General features: G+C 57.8%; 16 protein-coding genes and 1 tRNA gene. 7 read left to right on the top strand and 10 right to left on the bottom strand.

Features of this window, described 5'->3' with window-relative positions; genetic code table 11:
• Positions 1–104: 104 nt before the first annotated feature.
• The 5 genes from dnaA to mutM form a co-directional block, all read right to left on the bottom strand.
• Complete coding sequence (gene dnaA, locus H1S03_RS15490; RefSeq protein WP_185805150.1) at positions 105–1,487, bottom strand: chromosomal replication initiator protein DnaA; 1,383 nt, start codon at positions 1,485–1,487, stop codon at positions 105–107.
• Positions 1,488–1,584: 97 nt separating this feature from the next.
• Complete coding sequence (locus H1S03_RS15485; protein WP_221892727.1) at positions 1,585–2,019, bottom strand: rhodanese-like domain-containing protein; 435 nt, start codon at positions 2,017–2,019, stop codon at positions 1,585–1,587.
• Between the two features lie 414 nt (positions 2,020–2,433).
• Entirely contained in the window at positions 2,434–2,697 is a 264-nt protein-coding gene (rpsT, locus tag H1S03_RS15480) for a 30S ribosomal protein S20 (protein WP_166187882.1), read from the bottom strand.
• 87 nt (positions 2,698–2,784) lie between these two features.
• A complete protein-coding gene (locus tag H1S03_RS15475; protein ID WP_166187880.1) occupies positions 2,785–3,561 on the bottom strand; it encodes an enoyl-CoA hydratase in 777 nt (258 codons plus the stop codon).
• Positions 3,562–3,662: 101 nt separating this feature from the next.
• Positions 3,663–4,526, bottom strand: coding sequence for a bifunctional DNA-formamidopyrimidine glycosylase/DNA-(apurinic or apyrimidinic site) lyase (mutM, locus tag H1S03_RS15470; protein ID WP_185805149.1), 864 nt, complete (start codon positions 4,524–4,526; stop codon positions 3,663–3,665).
• Positions 4,527–4,663: 137 nt separating this feature from the next.
• On the opposite strand from mutM, the gene ubiE reads away from it, so the two are divergent.
• Together ubiE and ubiB are read left to right on the top strand one after the other, a co-directional pair.
• A complete protein-coding gene (gene ubiE, locus H1S03_RS15465) occupies positions 4,664–5,434 on the top strand; it encodes a bifunctional demethylmenaquinone methyltransferase/2-methoxy-6-polyprenyl-1,4-benzoquinol methylase UbiE (protein WP_185805148.1) in 771 nt (256 codons plus the stop codon).
• On the top strand, positions 5,431–6,978 hold the full coding sequence (gene ubiB / locus H1S03_RS15460) for a 2-polyprenylphenol 6-hydroxylase (protein WP_185805147.1): 1,548 nt from the start codon (positions 5,431–5,433) through the stop codon (positions 6,976–6,978). The genes ubiE and ubiB overlap by 4 nt, the downstream gene beginning before the upstream one ends.
• On the opposite strand, the gene H1S03_RS15455 is transcribed toward ubiB, so the two are convergent.
• Both H1S03_RS15455 and H1S03_RS15450 read right to left on the bottom strand, forming a co-directional pair.
• Positions 6,944–7,741, bottom strand: a complete 798-nt coding sequence (locus H1S03_RS15455) for a phosphotransferase (protein WP_185805146.1) — start codon at positions 7,739–7,741, stop codon at positions 6,944–6,946. The two genes, ubiB and H1S03_RS15455, sit on opposite strands and share 35 nt — an antisense overlap.
• Positions 7,738–9,147, bottom strand: coding sequence for a M48 family metalloprotease (locus H1S03_RS15450; RefSeq protein ID WP_185805145.1), 1,410 nt, complete (start codon positions 9,145–9,147; stop codon positions 7,738–7,740). Before H1S03_RS15450 ends, H1S03_RS15455 begins: the two co-directional genes overlap by 4 nt.
• 121 nt (positions 9,148–9,268) lie before the next feature.
• Here H1S03_RS15450 and H1S03_RS15445 point away from each other — a divergent pair.
• The 4 genes from H1S03_RS15445 to H1S03_RS15430 all read left to right on the top strand — a co-directional run bounded on the left by H1S03_RS15445 (position 9,269) and on the right by H1S03_RS15430 (position 12,342).
• Positions 9,269–9,345 (top strand) — tRNA-Arg (locus H1S03_RS15445).
• Between the two features lie 155 nt (positions 9,346–9,500).
• Positions 9,501–10,355: a hypothetical protein gene (locus H1S03_RS15440; RefSeq protein WP_185805144.1), complete on the top strand. Its 855-nt coding sequence runs from the start codon at positions 9,501–9,503 to the stop codon at positions 10,353–10,355.
• Positions 10,352–10,825: a plasmid mobilization protein gene (locus H1S03_RS17565; RefSeq protein WP_249777951.1), complete on the top strand. Its 474-nt coding sequence runs from the start codon at positions 10,352–10,354 to the stop codon at positions 10,823–10,825. Before H1S03_RS15440 ends, H1S03_RS17565 begins: the two co-directional genes overlap by 4 nt.
• The gene (locus tag H1S03_RS15430; RefSeq protein ID WP_185805143.1) at positions 10,819–12,342 is read left to right on the top strand and encodes a relaxase family protein; all 1,524 of its coding nucleotides are present in this window, start codon (positions 10,819–10,821) and stop codon (positions 12,340–12,342) included. The genes H1S03_RS17565 and H1S03_RS15430 overlap by 7 nt, the downstream gene beginning before the upstream one ends.
• On the opposite strand, the gene H1S03_RS15425 is transcribed toward H1S03_RS15430, so the two are convergent.
• Positions 12,339–12,629, bottom strand: coding sequence for a HigA family addiction module antitoxin (locus H1S03_RS15425; protein WP_185805142.1), 291 nt, complete (start codon positions 12,627–12,629; stop codon positions 12,339–12,341). The two genes, H1S03_RS15430 and H1S03_RS15425, sit on opposite strands and share 4 nt — an antisense overlap.
• 263 nt (positions 12,630–12,892) lie before the next feature.
• On the opposite strand from H1S03_RS15425, the gene H1S03_RS15420 reads away from it, so the two are divergent.
• Positions 12,893–13,957 (top strand): DNA cytosine methyltransferase, encoded by a 1,065-nt coding sequence (locus tag H1S03_RS15420; protein WP_185805141.1) that lies wholly within the window; start codon positions 12,893–12,895, stop codon positions 13,955–13,957.
• Positions 13,958–13,975: 18 nt separating this feature from the next.
• Here the strand turns inward: H1S03_RS15420 and H1S03_RS15415 are convergent, their stop codons facing one another.
• Together H1S03_RS15415 and H1S03_RS17725 are read right to left on the bottom strand one after the other, a co-directional pair.
• The gene (locus H1S03_RS15415; protein WP_185805140.1) at positions 13,976–15,649 is read right to left on the bottom strand and encodes a response regulator receiver domain; all 1,674 of its coding nucleotides are present in this window, start codon (positions 15,647–15,649) and stop codon (positions 13,976–13,978) included.
• Positions 15,650–15,662: 13 nt separating this feature from the next.
• The gene (locus H1S03_RS17725) at positions 15,663–18,629 is read right to left on the bottom strand and encodes an ATP-binding protein (RefSeq protein ID WP_185805139.1); all 2,967 of its coding nucleotides are present in this window, start codon (positions 18,627–18,629) and stop codon (positions 15,663–15,665) included.
• Between the last annotated feature and the right edge of the window lie 40 nt (positions 18,630–18,669).

The following is an 18,669-nucleotide window of genomic DNA, read 5'->3' as shown; positions in this document are numbered from 1 at the left end:
CCGGAGAACTTCCTGGCAGCCATCAAGCTCGCAGCGATCCGCATCTGGATTGCTGATCAATGAGTCCACACCCTAGGACGGGCTCGTCCGGCAGCAATAAGGCCCTAGGCTTCGAGCATCCGGCGCAGCAATTCGACATCGTCTGCGATCTGGCTGTCGGTCTGCTTCAGTTCCTCGACCCGCTTGACCGCATGGATCACCGTGGTGTGGTCCCGGCCCCCGAACTTGCGTCCGATTTCGGGCAGGCTCTTGGATGTCAGAGTCTTGGCCAGATACATCGCGACCTGACGGGGGCGGGCCACAACGCGGGCGCGCCGGGCGGACATCAGATCGTTCATGCGCAGGTGATAGTATTCCGCGACCTTGCGCATGATCTCCTCGATCGTGACCTTGCGTTCGGAGGCGCGCAACAGGTCGGTCAGGCATTCATGGGTCATGTCCAGATCAATGTGCCGCCCGACGAGGGACGCAAACGCATAGAGCCGCGTCAGCGCGCCTTCGAGAACGCGCACATTGCTGCTGATCCGATGCGCGAGGAAATCGATGACCTTCGGGTCGATGGTGACGTTTGGATGCTGCGCGCGCTGGGCGTCCAGCTTTGCTTGCAGGATGCCGAGCCGCAATTCGTAGTCGGTGGGGTGAATGTCCGCCACCAGCCCCCATTGCAGGCGCGACTTGATCCGATCCTCCATCCCGTCGATTTCCCCCGGCGCACGGTCGGCGGAGATGATGACCTGCTTGTTCTGGTCGATCAGGGCGTTGAAGGTGTGGAAGAATTCCTCCTGCGTGGAATCCTTGCCAGCGATGAACTGCACGTCATCCACCATCAGGACATCGACAGATCGGAACATCTGCTTGAACGAGATCGTATCACGAAACCGCAGCGCCTGAACGAAGCGGTACATGAACTGTTCCGCGCTGAGGTAGAGCACGCGGAAGCCGGGATTGTCCTGCTGAAGTTTCCAGGCAATGGCGTGCATCAGGTGCGTCTTGCCCAGTCCGACCCCGCCATAGAGGACCAGCGGGTTGAAGGCGACCTCGCCCCCCTCGGCCACGCGGCGCGCGGCGGCATGGGCCAGCTCGTTCGGCTTGCCCACGACGAAGCTGTCGAACGTGAAGCGCGGATCCAACGGCGATCCGGGCAGTTCTTCCTCCGCTGCGTGGGCGGTGGCTGTGGTTTTGGCCGATGGAGCGTTCAGGGGCGCGCTGCGCTGGCCCGCCGGAGTGGCGGCCTTGCGTGCTGCCGGGCTGACGCTGAAATCCAGACGGGTGACGCTGTACCCCTCGCGCGCAAAGGAGGAGCGGATACGCTCACCGTAATTGCGATCCACCCAGCGGCCGATAAAGCTGGTCGGTGCGGCGAAATGCGCGATGCCCTGTTCGATCTTGTGAAGCGCGAGCGGATCGATCCAGCTTTGATAGGCTTCCTTGCCGATCGTGGATTTCATATCCGTGCAAATCCGCCCCCAGGCATCGGTATCCGACATGTTTCGTCCCATCAAAATCCGGTTGTCACCGGACCACGCATCAGGCGGGCCGGCAGGCAAGAGTTTCAGTGCGGGCGTCGATCGCCCGGCGTTGGTTCTAGGTTTGTCGCCAAGGCAGCGCACCGGCCTTCCAGCCGTTGAGCTTTCCTCGCTGAGATTTGGAATCGAGATCACCCTCGAATCCCTCCGCGACATTGATGCAGCGAACGTCCCTGCCTGCCTGGGACATTTGCTGAGAGATCATCTGCGCCGCGTTCTGCGACCTGGCGCCGGAGCGGCAGATGAACAACAGCGTGTCGGGAATCTGCCCGCCAAGCTGATCGGTCAGTTCCTGAACGAAATTGGTATTCACGGCCATATCGGGGTAACGCGCCCACTGTACCAGTGCCATCGCGTTGCCCAGGTCCCTCGTGTCGGGGATGCCTACGAAACTCCATTCCGCCTGCGTTCGGACGTCAACAAGGGCCGCCGCAGGATTCGACCGCAGAATCTCGTACGCCTCTTGCGGTTTCATCTGTTCGATCTGCGACACGTTATGCCCTCCTCATTTGTCCGACGCGGTCTTCTCTTCGAAGCTGTCTTCGTCGTTCGAAGAAACTAGTCTGAGTCGGGTCTCGCACACAAGCGAAACCGAGACAAATTTCCGCGCTAAGATGTTGATATATTTGCGTTATCCAAGGAAAAGAGCCCCTCGCGAAGGGGGTTTTCCTTCGAAGGCGGGGCCATATGGAATCAATGGATAAGCCGGTGCGGTGCGTTGCCAGAACTTACGGATTGGGTGCGATTCTCGCAACAGGACCGAATGCGGAACATCCGAATGCGATGGTGAAGTGACGTCAGGGCGAATGGTGCGCCACGCGGATGCGGATCGAAGATTAGAGGGGCAAACGAAAAGGGCGCATCCGAAGATACGCCCTGTATTCACATTCGCCTGCGACGTCTGACCTCAGGCCATCGCCTTCACGCGGCTGGACAGCCGGGACACCTTGCGCGAGGCGGTGTTCTTGTGGATCACGCCCTTCGTCACGCCGCGCATGATCTCGGGTTGTGCATCCTGAAGCGCGGTTTTCGCCGCGGCCTGATCGCCACCGGCGATCGCCTCCTCGACCTTACGCAGATAGGTACGAATACGCGAGCGACGCGCCTTGTTGATCTCGGTGCGGCGCTCGAGCTGGCGCACGCGCTTTTTAGCAGAAGGCGTATTTGCCATGATTGATTCCGGTTCTTTTGATTCAAAGATGAGCCGCGCAAGTACACCCGTGCCCGTGGTCTGTCAACGCCATTGGCGGTGTTTGGGTTACTTGTCGCGGAATTTCGGGGTTCTCTTTTCAGCAAAGGCGGCCATCCCCTCGGATTGGTCCTCCGTGGCGAACAGGGAGTGGAAGACGCGGCGCTCGAACAGGATGCCCTCACGCTGCGTCATCTCGTAGGCGCGGTTGACCGATTCCTTGACCGCCATCACGGCAATCTGGGATTTCTCCGCGATTTTTCCCGCCGTCTTGAGCGCTTCGTCCAGCAGCTCCTTCGCCGGCACGACACGTGACACCAGACCGGACCGGTCTGCTTCCTCCGCATCCATGAAGCGACCCGTCAGGTTCATCTCCATCGCCTTGGACTTGCCCACCAGGCGGGTCAGACGCTGGGTGCCGCCCATTCCGGCCATGACGCCCAGGTTTATCTCCGGCTGGCCAAACTTAGCTGTGTCCGAACAGATGATGAAGTCGCACATCATCGCCAGTTCGCAGCCGCCCCCCAGCGCGAAGCCGGATACGGCGGCGATGATCGGCTTGCGCGTGCGGCCGACCGCGTCGGTTTGTTCGGTGAAGTAATCGGACACGAACATATCGACGGAGGACTTGTCCGACATCTCCTTGATGTCGGCCCCTGCGGCGAATGCCTTTTCCGATCCGGTCAGCACGATGGCGCGAACGTTGTCGTCGCGGTCCCACGCCTTCAGCACGTCCGCCAGCTCGGTGAGCAATTGGGCGTTCAGCGCATTGAGCGCATCGGGTCTGTTGAGTTTGATGAGTCCGACGTAATCGGAGACATCGGTTATGAGCATCTCATAGGCCACGCGAAATTCCTTTCCCTTGCCAACTGAGCCCAGCCGGGCGGGCCGGGCGGGGTTGTCGCGATTTGAAACGCCTAGCGGATGATTGCAAGTTGTTTCAGTCGTTACCCCTGACATACGGGACAGTGAAAACTCGACCGGCCCGCCTGCACGACCCGTTCGATCCGGGCCGCGCAACCGGGAGTTCGGCACGGCTCACCCTCGCGGCCATAAACCGCGAAAGAGTGTTGAAAATAGCCCAGTTCGCCGTCGGCCTGGCGGTAGTCGCGCAGACTGGAGCCGCCAGCAGCGATGGCATCCGTCAGGACGTCGCGGATGGTCTGCGTCACTGTTGCGATTTGTCGGGGCGTCAGGTCGCGCGCCAGTCGCATCGGGCTGATTCCCGCCCGCCACAGCGCCTCACAAACATAGATATTTCCCAGACCGGCCACGATTCGCTGATCCAGCAGGGCGGATTTGACGGGGGTGGCGCGGCCCTTCAGCTTTTCCGCCAGATAGGCATCGGAAAAGCCGTTGTCGAACGGTTCGGGGCCCAGCACGGACAGAAGCCTGTGCGTGTCCAATGCCCCGGTCGCCACCAGATCCATCGCGCCGAAACGGCGCACGTCGTTGAATGTGACACGGGTGCCGCTATCCATGTCGAAGATGACGTGGTCATGCTTTTCAGGCGCGGGATGATGGTGGTGGAAGCTGCCGGGAATCGTCGTCCCGCCGGGTTTCGCGATCAGCATCCGGCCCGACATGCCCAGATGCATGATCAGCGTCTCGCCCCGGTCGAGATCGGCCAGCAGATATTTCGAGCGTCGCCCCAGCCGGTCGATTCGTGCCCCGCTCAGGCGTTCCGCCATCCGTTCCGGGAAGGGCCAGCGCAGATCGGCACGGCGCACCTCCGCCCGCGCGATCACCTGACCCTCCATCACGGGGGCAAGGCCACGGCGGACGGTTTCGACCTCGGGCAGTTCGGGCATCGGGAATCCTTCGCGCTTGGCTGGACCCCATCTAGGGGCGCACTAGGTTCCACGCAATCTCTGCGACCCCAGAGCGCGCTTTCCAATCCCGCGCCAATCGCTAGGTTGCACCAACACGCGAGCGATGGAGCTGCCCAATGTCTACTGGTTCGAGGTCAAATGGTTCGGGTCCCGCCGATCCGAACACCACCCATTTCGGGTTTCAGAATGTGCCCGAGGGCGAAAAGGCGGGCAAGGTTCACGGCGTGTTCACGTCCGTCGCGTCGAAATACGACGTGATGAACGACGTGATGAGCATGGGCATCCACCGTATCTGGAAAGATGCGATGATGGATTGGCTGGCACCGCGCCCCCATCAGCATCTGCTGGACGTGGCGGGCGGTACGGGGGACATCTCGTTCAGGTTCCTCAAGCGCGGCGGCGGACATGCGACGGTCTGCGACATGACCGCCTCGATGCTGGAGGAAGGAAAGAAACGACCCGAAGCACAGGATGCGCCGCTGGAATGGGTGGTGGGCGACGCGATGGCGCTGCCCTTCGCGGACAACTCGTTCGATGTCTACACCATCAGCTTCGGCATTCGGAACGTCACGCGTCCGCAGGAGGCGCTGGCCGAGGCGTTCCGCGTGCTCAAGCCGGGGGGGCGCTTCATGTGTCTGGAGTTCAGCCAGATTCCCAACGACATGCTGCAAAAGGCGTATGACGCCTATTCCTTCAACGTGATCCCGCGCATGGGCAAGGTGATCGCGAACGATTCCGAGAGCTATCAGTACCTCGTCGAATCGATCCGCAAGTTTCCCGATCAGGAGGCGTTTGCGAGCATGATCCGTGCGGCCGGGTTCGAAAACGTCGCGTATCGCAACATGACCATGGGCATTGCCTGCCTGCATTCGGGGTGGAAGATTTGAACCCCATATCCAATGTCTGGCGCCTGATCCGAACCGGCGCCACGTTCGAGAGGACCGGCGCGCTGGACGTGGCAATGCGTGAGCTGGGCGCCCCCAAAGGTTTGCGGATCGCGGCGAAGATCGTGATGTGGCCGGTTCAGTGGCTGGGGGAGCAGGGCGATCCATCGCAGCCGCCCGTCGTGCGGGCGATCACCGCGCTGGGACCGTCCTATATCAAGTTCGGGCAGATCCTGTCCACCCGCCCCGACGTGACTGGTGACGACCTCAGCCAGCAGCTCAAGGTCTTGCAGGATCGTCTGCCTGCCTTCGATCTGGCCACCGCCCGTGCGGAGGTGGAACGGGAACTGGGCGCGCCCATCGACATGCTGTTCAGTGAGTTTAGCCCCCCCGTCGCCGCCGCCTCGATCGCGCAGGTGCACCGGGCGCGCGTGGCGGACACCGGACTTGAGGTTGCCGTGAAAATCCGCCGTCCCGGCATCGCCAGGGCGTTCGCGCGGGATATCAACGCCTTCTATTTCGCGGCGCGCACCATCGAATTGCTGTCGCCCAGATCGCGCCGGCTCAAGCCAACCGAAGTGATCGCCCATTTCCATGAGGTCGTGCAGCAGGAACTGGACTTCAGGCTCGAAGCCTCTGCCGGGGCGGAATTCGCGGCCAATTGCGCCAAGGACGACCGCTTCCGTGTTCCGGCGGTAATCTGGTCTCTTTCGGCGCAGACAGTCATGACGACGGAGTGGATCGAGGGGATCAATCTCAGCGAGGTCATAGCCCTGCGCGCGCAGGGGATCGACATGCAGGAGATGGCCGCCCGCATCGTGCAGGTCTTTCTGGGCCATGCCCTGCGCGACGGCTTTTTCCATGCCGACATGCATCAGGGCAATCTGAAGGTCGGCCCCGAAGGCGATCTGATCGCCTTCGATTTCGGAATCATGGGGCGGATAGATGCCTATACGCGCCGGATCTATGCCGAAATCCTGTTCGGCTTTCTGCGCAAGGATTACCTGCGTGTGGCTCAGGTACATTTCGAGGCGGGGTATGTCTCTCCCGATCATGATATGGAGGCGTTCGCCCAGGCGCTGCGGTCCGTGGCCGAGCCGATTTTCGGTCAGGATGCGTCGCACATTTCCATGGCCCGGCTGCTGGCGCACCTCTTCGACGTGACGGAGCGGTTCGGGATGGAAACCCGGACCGAGCTGATCCTGCTGCAACGCACGATGGTCGTGGTGGAGGGTGTGGCCCGCTCGCTCGATCCGAACATGAACATGTGGCAGGTCTCCCGCCCGGTGGTGGAGAAGTATATCCGCGACAATATCGGCCCCAAGGCTCTGGTGCGGGACCTCGCTGTAACCGCGCGGGTTCTCTCACGCTTCGGTCCCTTGTTGCCCCGAATGGCCGAGGAGGCGCTGATCCGAACGAACAACCCGCAGTGGCGCGACCGCGATCACACGGAATCGCGCCGCGATGGCATGGTCTATATGGTCGCAGGGGTCGTGTTGGGCGCTCTTGCCGTCATCGTGGGCGTGTGGATTGGGCAAGGGCTGTAAGCTCGGCCTGCAATGCCGGGCGATAGGCCTCGTGTCCCTGCTCGATGCGCCATTGGCAGTGACAGGCCATGCGCCAATGCAACGGGGCGATGGCCGTGTCCGGTATGGGGCCATACGCCTTGTGAAAGGCCTCACATTCGGCCGATGTCGCCACGCGCCCGCGCCCGAGGATCTGCATGGCGGGCGACAGGAACATCGCCACATCGTGCAGGGCAGGCCCGCGCGAGGGGCATTGCCAGTCGATCAGATGCGCCTGTCCGCGCTGCATCACGATATTGCCCGGTGCGGGATCGCCGTGCAGAAACACCTCCGGTCCGGTCAACGGGCTTGAATCCGGCATCGCCGCGCTCAGGCTTCGATCCTTGCAATGCATCAGGATCCCACGTCCGGCCTCCACCGCGCATCTGGGGGCCTCCGGCAGGCCCTTTGGCGCTTTGCGGGCGTGCAACGCGCGCAGTGTGGCCGCCGCGGCAGGGAAATCGCCGTCCCAGATCGTTCCGGCCACATATTCCGCAACGACAGCATGCGGGTATCGTCGCACCGGACGCGGGGCCAGCCCGGTTCCCTCCAGCGCGGTCAATGCCAGCCACTCCGCATCGGGGTCGCGCGCGAACAGGGGCGGGGCGGCCGTGCCATCGGTCATGCGAACGGTCAGATCCGGCGCCCCGGGAACCGCGACACGCCAGACATGGTGGCTCAATCCGCCCGAAAGGGGGGTCCACCTGCCCCCGATCTGCGCTCGTATCCCGGATAGGCCAGTCACTGGACCAAGATCTTGAACCGCTGCCCGGCCTGTACCTGCGCCCCGGCGGTCAGGTTATTCAGGGCGAGGAAGCGCTCACGTGCCAGACTGTCCACCTGCATCATCGCTATGAAATCATCGATCTGCTGTCCCGGCACTGCCGTCACGACCCGGATGCGGGTGGGTGACAGGTCGTCCAGCCGGGAGCGCGGCAGGATGCGGACGGTTTGCAGCGTGTCGAACAGGCTGTCCATCGCCGCGCGGTCCGCCGCAGGCGCGATCATGATGAACTCCAGCATCTCGCGCCCCAATGCGACCGCGACGAACCGCAAGGTCATCGGCCCCTGGAGCGAGCGCAGAGGAAAATCGACATAGGCTGTCTGTCGCCCGTTTATGACGCGGGTGCGCACTTCCGAGGCTTCGCCGCGAAGATCGTCAGCCTCCATCGTGGGCAGCCATAGCTCCGTCAGATACGCGGCAGGGGTCAACCCGCGCGACAGATCGCGCGCGAAGCTGATGTAGCGCCCCTCGGCATCGCCGGCGCGCACGACAATCTCACCCACGTCGAACGACAGCCCCGGTGGGGCGGTGATGGACAGACCCGTCACCGGATTGATCCAACGGTCACCCCGGATCAGGCCGTTGCGGCCATCCGCCCCCCAGATCAGGCCGTCAATCACGTCCAGATGCGCGTCACGCCCCATATAGCCTGTCAGGGTCGTGGGCAGCGCGGCTTCCACCGCAGCCACGCGTGCGGCGCTGGCGGGATGGCTGGACATAAGATTGGCCTGCGCAGGATCGAAGCGCCGGTGCGCCAGCGCGGCCTCAAGCGTTTCGTGGGCGATCATCGCCCGCAGGAAATCGACCATGGCTTGGGGCGCATAGCCTGCCTTTGCAAGATAGATCAGCCCGCGAGTGTCCGCATCGGCTTCCTGCTGTCGTGTGAACGCGGCAAAGCCGCTGGCAATCCGGTTTCCGGCGCGTTGAACGTCATCCATATCTGCCAAGACCGTTTCGGACAGCACCTGCCGTTCGACCTGCTCCATCCGCTCGGATCGGGCGGCGGAATGATGGGCGACCAGATGGGCAATCTCGTGCGCCATAACCGCTGCAAGCTCCGCCTCGCTATTGGCCAGGGCCACCAATCCCCGCGTCATGTAGATGGAACCGCTGCCCAGCACATATGCGTTCACCCGCGGCGTATCGAGCACATAGACATCCCAATCCGCGTTGACCGCAGGGGTCGCGCCGATGATCCGCTGCCCGACGCCCTCGACATATGTGCGCACATGCTGATCGGGGACCAGCCCATTGTTTTGCAACAGGATCATCGCATGATTGCGACGATCCGGATCCGATTGATCCAGAGGAGCACACCCGACAAGCGTCATCAGGCCCAGCAGCAGGAAAGTCACCGGTTTCAACATGCATACGATCCTTCGAGGGGCACGGGCGGTCGCCGGAACCGTATCCAGTTCGCGATTGCAGCGAAACCCCGCCCTCGCACGATTGACCATTCCACGCATGTGAGGCAGTGTCCGCGCCTGTGACCTCGTGGCTCAACTGGATAGAGCAGCCCCCTCCTAAGGGGCAGGTTGCAGGTTCGAATCCTGCCGGGGTCGCCAAAACTGCCTGAAAAATATGGCTTATTTACAGGGCTTTGTGCAGAAGCATGCAGAAAGTCCCGCGAGCTTTCGGGCCGAATTCTGCAGAAACGGCGGAAATCTCGTACAAAACCTGTACAAAATTCGCACGTCTTTGCGCGTTTTGGGGCCTTCCAATGAGCTGGCGGGTTGCGAACACATGCGCGGAACGAAAGTTCGGAAGCGCAACGCGCAAGCAGATCATCATGTTCTTGGCCGACAAGGCGAGTGATGACGGTTCTGGCATCTGGTGTTCCAAGGGGACGATTCAGCGACATACAGAGCTGGGCGAGACGACGGTCAAACGAACCGTGCGCGAATTCCTCAAAGAAGGCATTCTGGTCGAGACCGGCGCACGGACCTGCAAGAACGGATTCACCGTCGTCTACCGGATCGATCTGGCCAAAGTTGATGCGCTAGAACCGACCGCAGAGCCCGAGATTGAGACGGGGTCCACTGTGGCCCCCGTCCAGTCTGGCCCCGGTACGGGGGCCACAGTGGCCGGGGTACCGGGGCCACAACGGCCCCCAAACCATCCTAAAACCATCCATAAACCACCTACGCGCAAGCGCGAGGCGGCGGTGGAAGAAGAAGCTGAGAAGATTTTGGCCGCGTATCCACCTGATCGCCTTCGCGGCAAAGCTGCCTGCATCGCCCAGATCGAAGAAGCCATGAAGGAAGGGGTCGCACCGGAGGACTTGCGGCAGGCCGTCCAAGCCTATGCCAACGGTAGCGCAGGTTTCACTCGCTCCAAGGTCTGCTTTTCCGACAACTGGTTTCAGTCGCGGCGGTGGCAGGCCTATGTCGAGAAGCAGGCAGAAGACCGAGAAAAGACAGCAACGCTGCAGGCGGACCACCATGCGCGGCTGGCCTGCTGGATCAGTGATCGCAGCCCAATGTGCAAACACATCACGGGCACCCAGGTGACGGCGTTGCTTGCCTCAAAGCTGGTAACGCAAGCGCAAATCCAAGCCGCTGGCCTCAGATCATGAGCAGTACTAATTCCACCGAAGCGCAAACAGCAAGGCGACCCATGTCATACGCTGGCGCTGCTGACACGGGACCTTGCGAGGGGCGGCAAGCCTCCCCTTCGAACCCCACCGGTGCAGGCAAAGCCCGCACCAAAGAGCCGCTGACCGAGACCTTCGTCTTTCGGTGCACAGCGGCAGAGAAGGCCCAGTTGCGCGCCAAGGCCGAGGCCGCAGGCTTACCCGCCGCGACCCTGCTGCGCGAGGCGCTTGGCCTCACCGAAGCGCGCCGCCGCAAGCCCGTGCCGCGCGTCGATCCGGCGCTGGTGCTCGCTGTCGGACGCATCGGCGGCAATCTCAACCAGATCGCCCGCTGGCTGAACCGCGCGATGCTGGCGGGCCGCGTTGACCTCGACGCGCTGACCGTTGCTCGCCGCCTTCTCACCATCGAACGCCAGCTTGCCCAGATCGTCGAGGCCGCGCGCCGATGCTGATCAAGTTCTTCCGCAACGGTAAAGGCGCGGGCTCTGGTCCCATCGGCTACCTCGTCGCGGACAAGGTGCTGGCCTACGACGATAACCGCGACCTGATCCGCGATGCCGACGGCCAACCGATGACAGTGAACCGCGAACCTTTGCCCGAGGTGCTGCGCGGCAATCCCGACCGCACCGAAGCCCTGATCGACGCCAGCCGCCACCAGTGGACCTACCGCGCGGGTGTGATCAGCTTTGCCGCCGAGGATGCACCGACCGAGGAACAGCAGGCCGAGGTCATGGACGGGTTCGAGCGGCTGGCCTTCGCGGGGCTGGACCCGACGCAATATGACATGCTTTGGGTCCGACATACCCACGAAGACCGCGTCGAGCTTCACTTCTGCACGCCGCGTTTGGAGCTGACCTCGGGACGGAGCCTGAATATCGCGCCGCCCGGCTATGAGAAAGCCTTCGACAGCCTGCGAGACGTGATGAACCAACGCCATGGCTGGGCCGATCCGATGGAGTTGGAGCGTGTGCAAGAGGTCCGCGACACCATCGAGACCCCAACCCGCGCACAGGGGCGCGACGAGCTGCATGCGTGGCTGCAAGATCAGATCAGCGTCGGCCTGATCACCGACCGCGCAAGCATGCTCGACGCGCTCGCTGATGCAGGCTTTGACCTGCCTCGCGTCGGCAAAGCCTACCTGACCGCCCAAGACCCCGACACCGGCGAACGCTGGCGTTTGAAAGGAGAGATTTTCCATGCAGACTGGCAAGCCGACCCGGCTGAGCGAGAAGTTGAACGCGGAACTGGACACGATCCGGCAGGACTACGCCGCCTCGATGGCATCGCAATTGGAGAACTTCAGGACCGATTTGAGCAGCATTGCGACCATCGCGCATCGTACAATCGAGAGCGATACCCGCACCTTTCTGCGACAGAACAAGAGCTGGCTGACGATCTCGCCCTGGCTGATCACGGGGACGTTCTTGGCGGGGATCGCCTCGATGATGGCCGCGAGCTTGCTTTGGACGCTGATGTTGGCCAGCTCAGAGATGACGGACTTGGGCCTGACGCGGATCGACAGGGAGGATGGGACCTGGCTGGTGCTGGACCCGACGACAACGCGCGTGAGGACCTGCACACTGGGCGGCAGATCAGTGACCTGCATCAAGATCGAGGAGAATTAGATGACGACACCCCTGACAGCCTTGGAACGCGACTTGCTCGCCTGCGTCGAGCGGTTGGTGACGGCCTGCGAGGTCTCAGCAAAGGAATTGAGCGGCTTGGAAGCACGCTCGACGACCAAGATGCAGAGCCAACTGGATGGATTGGCCGCCTGCGTGTCAGTGCTGATTCAATCGCAAACAGCGTCCGTGGCTGCGTTGCACGGCTTGCTGAACGAGGGCTCGAATTACGGAAATCTGCGGAGGCAACTCGAGACCAGCTTCAAATTAGTGAAAGCCGCCGAAGAGAGGTTGAGACAGAGCTAGAAGAGCGGGAGGTTGAGATGGACCGGGGAATGACGCACTAGGGTCCAATGAGCGGCTCGATATTGGAAACGTCGACTGTTTTCGCCGCAACCGAGATGTCAAATATCGTCTGCAAGCTCACCCAGTAAGTTGGCGTTGTGTTGAAGACGCGCGCTAAGCGAAGTGCAGTATCAGGCGTGATCCCCGTTGTTCCTTTGATCAACCGCTCGATCCGAGTCCGTGGCACAGCCAGACGTCGCGCAAGTGCGATTGCCCCCAAGTCCAAGGGATCAAGGTAAAGTTCTTTCAGGACTTCACCGGGGTGTATTGGTTCCTTGAGTACGCTCATGGCCATGGTATCTTCAAAGCAAGGCCGAAATTCAACAACAAGAACCGATCTTGATCAAGTGGCCGAGTCTTCCGGTTGGCCTTCCCGCATCTGCATTTTTCAGCACTGTTTGCGAAAAACCTCCGAGCACCTGACGCCTTGAGAGCGCCAAATTTTGACTTGAGGAAAATGCGGGCAAACGGTATTAATGAGCAAAAAATTGACATCTTAAAATCAAGTACTTAGCGGAAATTCTCGCTTGAACTTACAAGGCACGACTGATCATGAAGGCCAAATCCACACCGGTGCTCCCACAAAAACTTACAGCAGTGGACCTGTTTAGTGGGGCTGGTGGACTGACGCTGGGACTGAAACAGGCGGACTTTAACGTGTTGGCTGGTGTCGAAAAGGAAAAAATCCCAGCCGCAACTTATAGGCTTAACCACCCTGATGTTCATTGCTTTGAAAATGACATACGTGAAGTCGGAGCGGCAGCGTTGTTGAAGACCATCGGCCTGAAACGGGGAGAACTAGACCTGCTGGCTGGCTGCCCACCTTGCCAGGGCTTTTCAACGCTACGAACTCGCAAGAAGTCAAATGCAGTCGCAGATGACCGTAACGATCTTTTGTTTGAGTTTCTGCGGATTGTTGAGGCTGTTTCACCTAAAGCTATCATGATGGAAAATGTGCCTGCTTTGGCGCAAGATAACCGCATGAAGACTTTCCTTAAGAGAATATCGGTCCTCGGTTACAAGGTGGGGCGGAAGAACGTAAGGGTGGAGGATGCTTCAGAATACGGCGTCCCTCAGCGCCGATACAGAATGATTTTGCTCGCATCCAAAATTGGCCAAGTTGAGGGTGCCGAAAAGTCAGAGACTATTACAGTTCGGAAATGTCTCGATGCCGTTCGGCTTGCACCAGTTGGTGAAGCAGGTGACCCACTGCATGACCATGTTCCAAACAGAGCTCCGCACGTAAAGGAAATCATCCGCAATATACCGAAGGACGGGGGATCGAGAACATCGCTTCCAGAACATCTGGTACTTGATTGTCATAAAAACAAGAAGTCTGGCTTTCGCGATGTTTATGGGCGCATGTCTTGGGACAAAGTTTCCCCTACGATGACAGGTGGCTGCGGGAATCCATCAAAGGGACGATACCTGCACCCGGAAGAAGATCGTGCAATTAGCTTGCGTGAAGCGGCATTGTTTCAGACGTTTCCTGCTGACTATCGGTTTGACCTCACTGAAGGTCGCGGCAAAGTTGCCTTAATGATCGGGAATGCGTTGCCCCCAGAATTCATTAGGCGGCACGCCATACAGATTGCAAAATCGTTGGCATACTGCTGACCCCAGACTAGGTGACAGCTAACCTTTACGAAATGGCTCGAATTCATCGAAGCCGATCCTAGAGATTTCCTGGCTCATATTCTGCGCAATTCTAAGTGCCCGCTTGTACTTAAGATTTGCGAGCCAGCGGTAGTCCGTATTGTTGGCATCCGGGACATGGTAAATTTCTCTCTGCTCATCATAGCATATTGGGATATGCCCTATGGCATCGTTTATCACACCAAAATCGAGAGACAGGGATTTGGTGTAGCACTTTGGCGGAACCGAAAGGCCCACGTAGTTGATAAGCGCTCCATTCCGTCCATGAGGAACAACGATATCAGGAGTATCACTATCCACGACTTCGAGCGGTACGAAGAAAAATAATCCTGCCCCACGAACAGTATCGCAGGTCGCTTGTAAGCATAGAAAATAGCCGCCGTCAGCATCCGAGAAAATGACTGATCCTAGCCCCAATTTTGGCGGTGCTTTTCGGTGTACCATACTGAGCTCGCTTGACTGAGAGTTAGTCAAGAACGAGAACTGCCGCATGGAGAAACTTGCCGTCTCAATGGTATCGCAGAACAGAGTAGAAAAACTCTTGGAAAACGCATCCTTTGGGGGCATTGGGCTGGCTTGCTTATCCTGTTGCCGCCCAACAGCTGCTTGCCTGTCCTTATCCGGCCAAGCGGAAAAACCACGTTCCATAATTGAAATGACATCGTCGATATGCAGCTTAAATTCCTTTTCTTGATCCTTTTTCGAGTACCGGAGTGTGAAATTTTCAGGGCTCTGAGGCATCTGACTTAAGCGACGTTTTATTGCGTCTACTGTTGTATATTTCGACGTGACTTTGGACTTATCCACCTCCGACTTCAACGCGCTCATTACGACAGAAACTGCATAATCCATTGAGTCAGAAGAATTTTTAAGGAGTGCGCGGTGGTGAAAGAATGGTCCATCGAGTTCTGACGAAAATTTGCTCAAAACATGATGCGTCGTGTCTCTCATCGAGGAGATCGTTGCGAGCGCGACGTTCGAAAGTAGACCATTCGACAACTCTGAGAATGCCTTCAACAGCTCTTTTGGAAGTTGCGTCTCGGAAACGGCATTGGCCAATTTTTCATTGCCCATCGATTTTTCACGCCAAATGATACGTAAACCTGACGAGTTGGTAAGGACATCACCTGTCTTAGTAACGTTGCCAGCGATTTCCTCAGCTGCGTTGAGCCTTTCGGCGATTTTTTCAAGGATGGCTCCCTGATCCTTGTTGCCGGTGTAGATCGCAATCAATCTCAGGCGTCCTCCAATGGCCTCATCCCCACGAAGAATTTCCTGAATAATCTCGGATGCTAGCTCGCCATCATCACCGTGATTCATGTGCCAGTCTAAGGATACGATATCAGCTCTCAACGAGGCCTTAGCGACACTTTTTGCTACACTACCTTCATCACCAGTCGGGTTAACAACCGAGCAGACAAGCCCCAAGTCTAGGGCACTCTTTATCAATCCTTTTGCGTCTAGCGGATGTGAGCGTTGTGCTTCAGGTTTCTGATCAACCTTCTTGGCGGCCGCAACATCGCGCCTACCAGGCGTCTTAACCTCAAGGGCGGGTTCTGGTTCGACAGGGTCATCTACAGGTTCGTCGTCAACCACGATCATTGTATACGCGAAGGAGCTGGCGGCGTTGTATTGGTCGTCGGCAAAATTCATCTGATCAAATCTTCTATTGAGACATCTTTGAGATACGGAAACAGGCACCAGAATTGGGGGTTGGTGGATCGATGTTCAGTTCGTAACCAAGCCGGCCAAGCGCCTGCCTTGAAATATGCAGTCCCATACCTCTCCCGCCCGGCTTTCGAGTAAAGCTGAGCTCAAAAATGTTTCGGACGTCAATGCTACTCACTCCACGACCGTTGTCTCTGACACAAAGGTCGCCATTGTCTTCAATCAGTTCAATGATGCCCGCGTCGTTTCTCGCACTGGACGCCCAATAGATCGCATTATCGATTAGGTTGACGAAGACAGGATAGAAGTCCGCGTGAAACCCATGAAGAGTATGAGCCTTAAACCCCTCATCAGCGACCAGCCGAACATTGTGACGTTTAAGCCGCTTTTCAAACAAGTCAGACACAAATCGAAATATGTCACTGCCTTTGATATCGACGGCTGTCGACTGAAGCTTCCGGTCAAGTGGGTTGAACAATGCCAAGTAGCTGTCCAAGTGATCAAAATTGACGCGCATGTCGTCGTATAGGCGCTTCATGTCAGGATTGGCATGGGCCCAAGATTTCATGCGTCTAAGGCCGTCTCGCAAGCTACCAGCCGTCTTTCCAAATTCATGGTTAATCGTGTTCAGCGCCATCCCAATTTGGGCGAGCTCGAAATCGACCTCTTGTCGCTCGCGAAGCGCCACGACTTCCTCTTCCAGCGCTTCAGTGACTTCGACCATATCTGAACCGCTGGATTGGGTTGATGATAGAACAGCGTCGAGTTGACTGTAGATCTTCCGCAGTTTTTCGCTCTCTTCTTCGAATGCGTCAGCTACCAAGGTCTCGAAAGCCTCCCGCTGTTTTGAGAAATCGAACTCTGCCTGCTTCTTACCTTTAACGGCCTCAAGCTCGGCGAGGACCTCATCAACGACTTTCGATACGTTTCGAAAGCTGTTTTTTGTTGTATCTCTTACTGTGCGTGTCAGGTCGGTTAGGGTCTCCTCCGTCTGCGTCCGCAGAGTTTTCATGGTTGAAAGGGTCTCTTTCGTGTGCTTTTGGACGGCAGCATTCAGTCGCAGCCCAGGCTCAAGGTTCAGCTTGTTTTTCTTTACAGTTGTTGTGACGATGTTCTCGATCGTCTTCTCGGCAGGCAACACCAGGTCATTCGTTAGCCTGCCCATTTCTGTTTGGTAGGCTTCCCAGTTGTTGCGTAGTTCAGTGTTTAGACCAACACCTCGCGGTTTCGAGATAGCATGCTCCTTGCGAAGTTGGTCCAGATGCAACTTCGCCTCAGCCTCCAGACGGCCAATTGCAAGTGCCTTGGCTTGTGGATTCTTCTTGCTATTGATTTCGTAAAGCACGTCCGCTTCAAAACCTGCAACCGTATCAGATATGGTTTTTGGCAACTGTCCGGAGTCTATAACCTTGAAGAATTTCTCTAGCTGATCACCGAACCTGTCTTTCTTGCCTTTGGACTGTTTCTCACGCTTCTTTCGAACTTCATCGAGGCGTTGAAGTTCATAACGTTTTTCAGTCCATTCTTCAGAATATTTGCCATTTTCCCGGAAGAAATCTGCCGCCGACTGTATGAAAAAGTTAATCAGAATACTTCGAAACTGCCGGTAAGCCTTATCCTCACGAAAACCTTCCCTCCCTGCTTTTTCTACCAAGTTGGGATTGTCTCGAGACGTTAGTTCGACCGCCCCCATGATATTTCTGAAGGAGTAGTAGGCTGTTGCTGCTCGCAAGTTTCGCCGGCGCTCAACATCGAGGAAGTCGAAGTCAGGACCGCCATATGGTTGAACTCGGACCCCATCTTTGTAGATGTAAACTCCACCATGCCGTTCAAGCTTTCTTCGGATTTTGGCGTGCTCGGTTGGATCAACTAACGAGTCCGTTGGCGTTGGCTGTATCACCGCGATTGAAAAGTCAAAAGGGCCGCAACTAGTCGGTTTACCGTCTGTATTTGACCAGTTGAGCACATATTCGGAGGGCAACGTTTGATAGACGCCAACCTTCCCACGAAACTGACCGAATTCATCGAAGCGACCGCGAATATGATGGTCGACTTGCTTGAACTCTTCGGGACTAAAGAATGCCTTCTCGCCGACTCTCTCTAAAGGCTCTCCCTCGTCTACGTGATCTCTAAACCGTGTTATGATCTTTGGCTTCCGGAATTCCGGTGTCATGGTATTTGTGAAGCCGATAAGGTTTTTCTCGAACCTTGTTGCCTTGGTGGACTCATCCCGATCATCAATATCGTCTTGGATGATCTCATCTGCAGGCAGTATGTAAAAATGAGTTCCGGAACCGTTCAAATCGAAAGAAGGTTGCCCAAGGTAGGTTGACGCATCTCGAGGGTCTACTTTGAAGGCGTCCATATCGTTGCGGATAGACTTTGCAACCTTTTCGTCTATCCGGCTTGCTAGGCTTTCCAAGCTGTCCCGGGCTTTTGACACCATCTCTTGCACGTCTTCAAGGTTCGGCAGGGTGTCAGCTCTGAAAGTTTCAAGTGGGATAACAATTTCGTCGAGATCGATCCCAGGTAGCTCAAACAAGCCCCAATGGATGTAAGCTGCGGTAATGCTGTCCTCAGCTTTTCCATCGACTTTTGCGCGAGTTAGTACAAGTACTTGTCGGCCGATAACCGCAATTGCTAGCCGTCCTATACCCTTTTCGCCAAGTAGCGGACGAATGTCTTGTGCGCTGTCAACTGGGGGACGTTTTAAGCCTGAAAACGATCCTACCTTGCTGTCAGTCCCAAGTGTGAGCCAGCGATCTTCAAAGTCTTGCTTAGTCATCCCGAGACCGTCATCTCTTAAGACAAATAATCCATCGTCTCGAAAGTAGTCGACTTCAGCTGTAGTGGCATAAGCATCATGCGCATTCTTGAAGAGCTCACTTATTGCCGTGGATATGTTGGCGATTTGCTGTCGACCAAGAAGGTCAATGGTTCGCGCTCTGATGTGAAACTTTGCCACTAACTTTTCAATCCAGCTTGGGTGGTTTTAGTTTGACCCA

This window comes from Pontivivens nitratireducens, assembly GCF_014235845.1.
Taxonomy (GTDB): domain Bacteria; phylum Pseudomonadota; class Alphaproteobacteria; order Rhodobacterales; family Rhodobacteraceae; genus Pontivivens; species Pontivivens nitratireducens.
This window is presented reverse-complemented; position numbering and strand designations above follow the sequence as displayed.

What these genes read in the sequence shown, in the direction of transcription:
- dnaA (WP_185805150.1), bottom strand. Translation starts at nt 1,487, where the DNA reads ATGTCGGATACCGATGCCTGGGGGCGGATTTGCACGGATATGAAATCC.
- rpsT (WP_166187882.1), bottom strand. Translation starts at nt 2,697, where the DNA reads ATGGCAAATACGCCTTCTGCTAAAAAGCGCGTGCGCCAGCTCGAGCGC.
- mutM (WP_185805149.1), bottom strand. Translation starts at nt 4,526, where the DNA reads ATGCCCGAACTGCCCGAGGTCGAAACCGTCCGCCGTGGCCTTGCCCCC.
- ubiE (WP_185805148.1), top strand. Translation starts at nt 4,664, where the DNA reads ATGTCTACTGGTTCGAGGTCAAATGGTTCGGGTCCCGCCGATCCGAAC.
- H1S03_RS15450 (WP_185805145.1), bottom strand. Translation starts at nt 9,147, where the DNA reads ATGTTGAAACCGGTGACTTTCCTGCTGCTGGGCCTGATGACGCTTGTC.
- H1S03_RS15440 (WP_185805144.1), top strand. Translation starts at nt 9,501, where the DNA reads ATGAGCTGGCGGGTTGCGAACACATGCGCGGAACGAAAGTTCGGAAGC.
- H1S03_RS17565 (WP_249777951.1), top strand. Translation starts at nt 10,352, where the DNA reads ATGAGCAGTACTAATTCCACCGAAGCGCAAACAGCAAGGCGACCCATG.
- H1S03_RS15430 (WP_185805143.1), top strand. Translation starts at nt 10,819, where the DNA reads ATGCTGATCAAGTTCTTCCGCAACGGTAAAGGCGCGGGCTCTGGTCCC.
- H1S03_RS15425 (WP_185805142.1), bottom strand. Translation starts at nt 12,629, where the DNA reads ATGAGCGTACTCAAGGAACCAATACACCCCGGTGAAGTCCTGAAAGAA.
- H1S03_RS15420 (WP_185805141.1), top strand. Translation starts at nt 12,893, where the DNA reads ATGAAGGCCAAATCCACACCGGTGCTCCCACAAAAACTTACAGCAGTG.
- H1S03_RS15415 (WP_185805140.1), bottom strand. Translation starts at nt 15,649, where the DNA reads ATGAATTTTGCCGACGACCAATACAACGCCGCCAGCTCCTTCGCGTAT.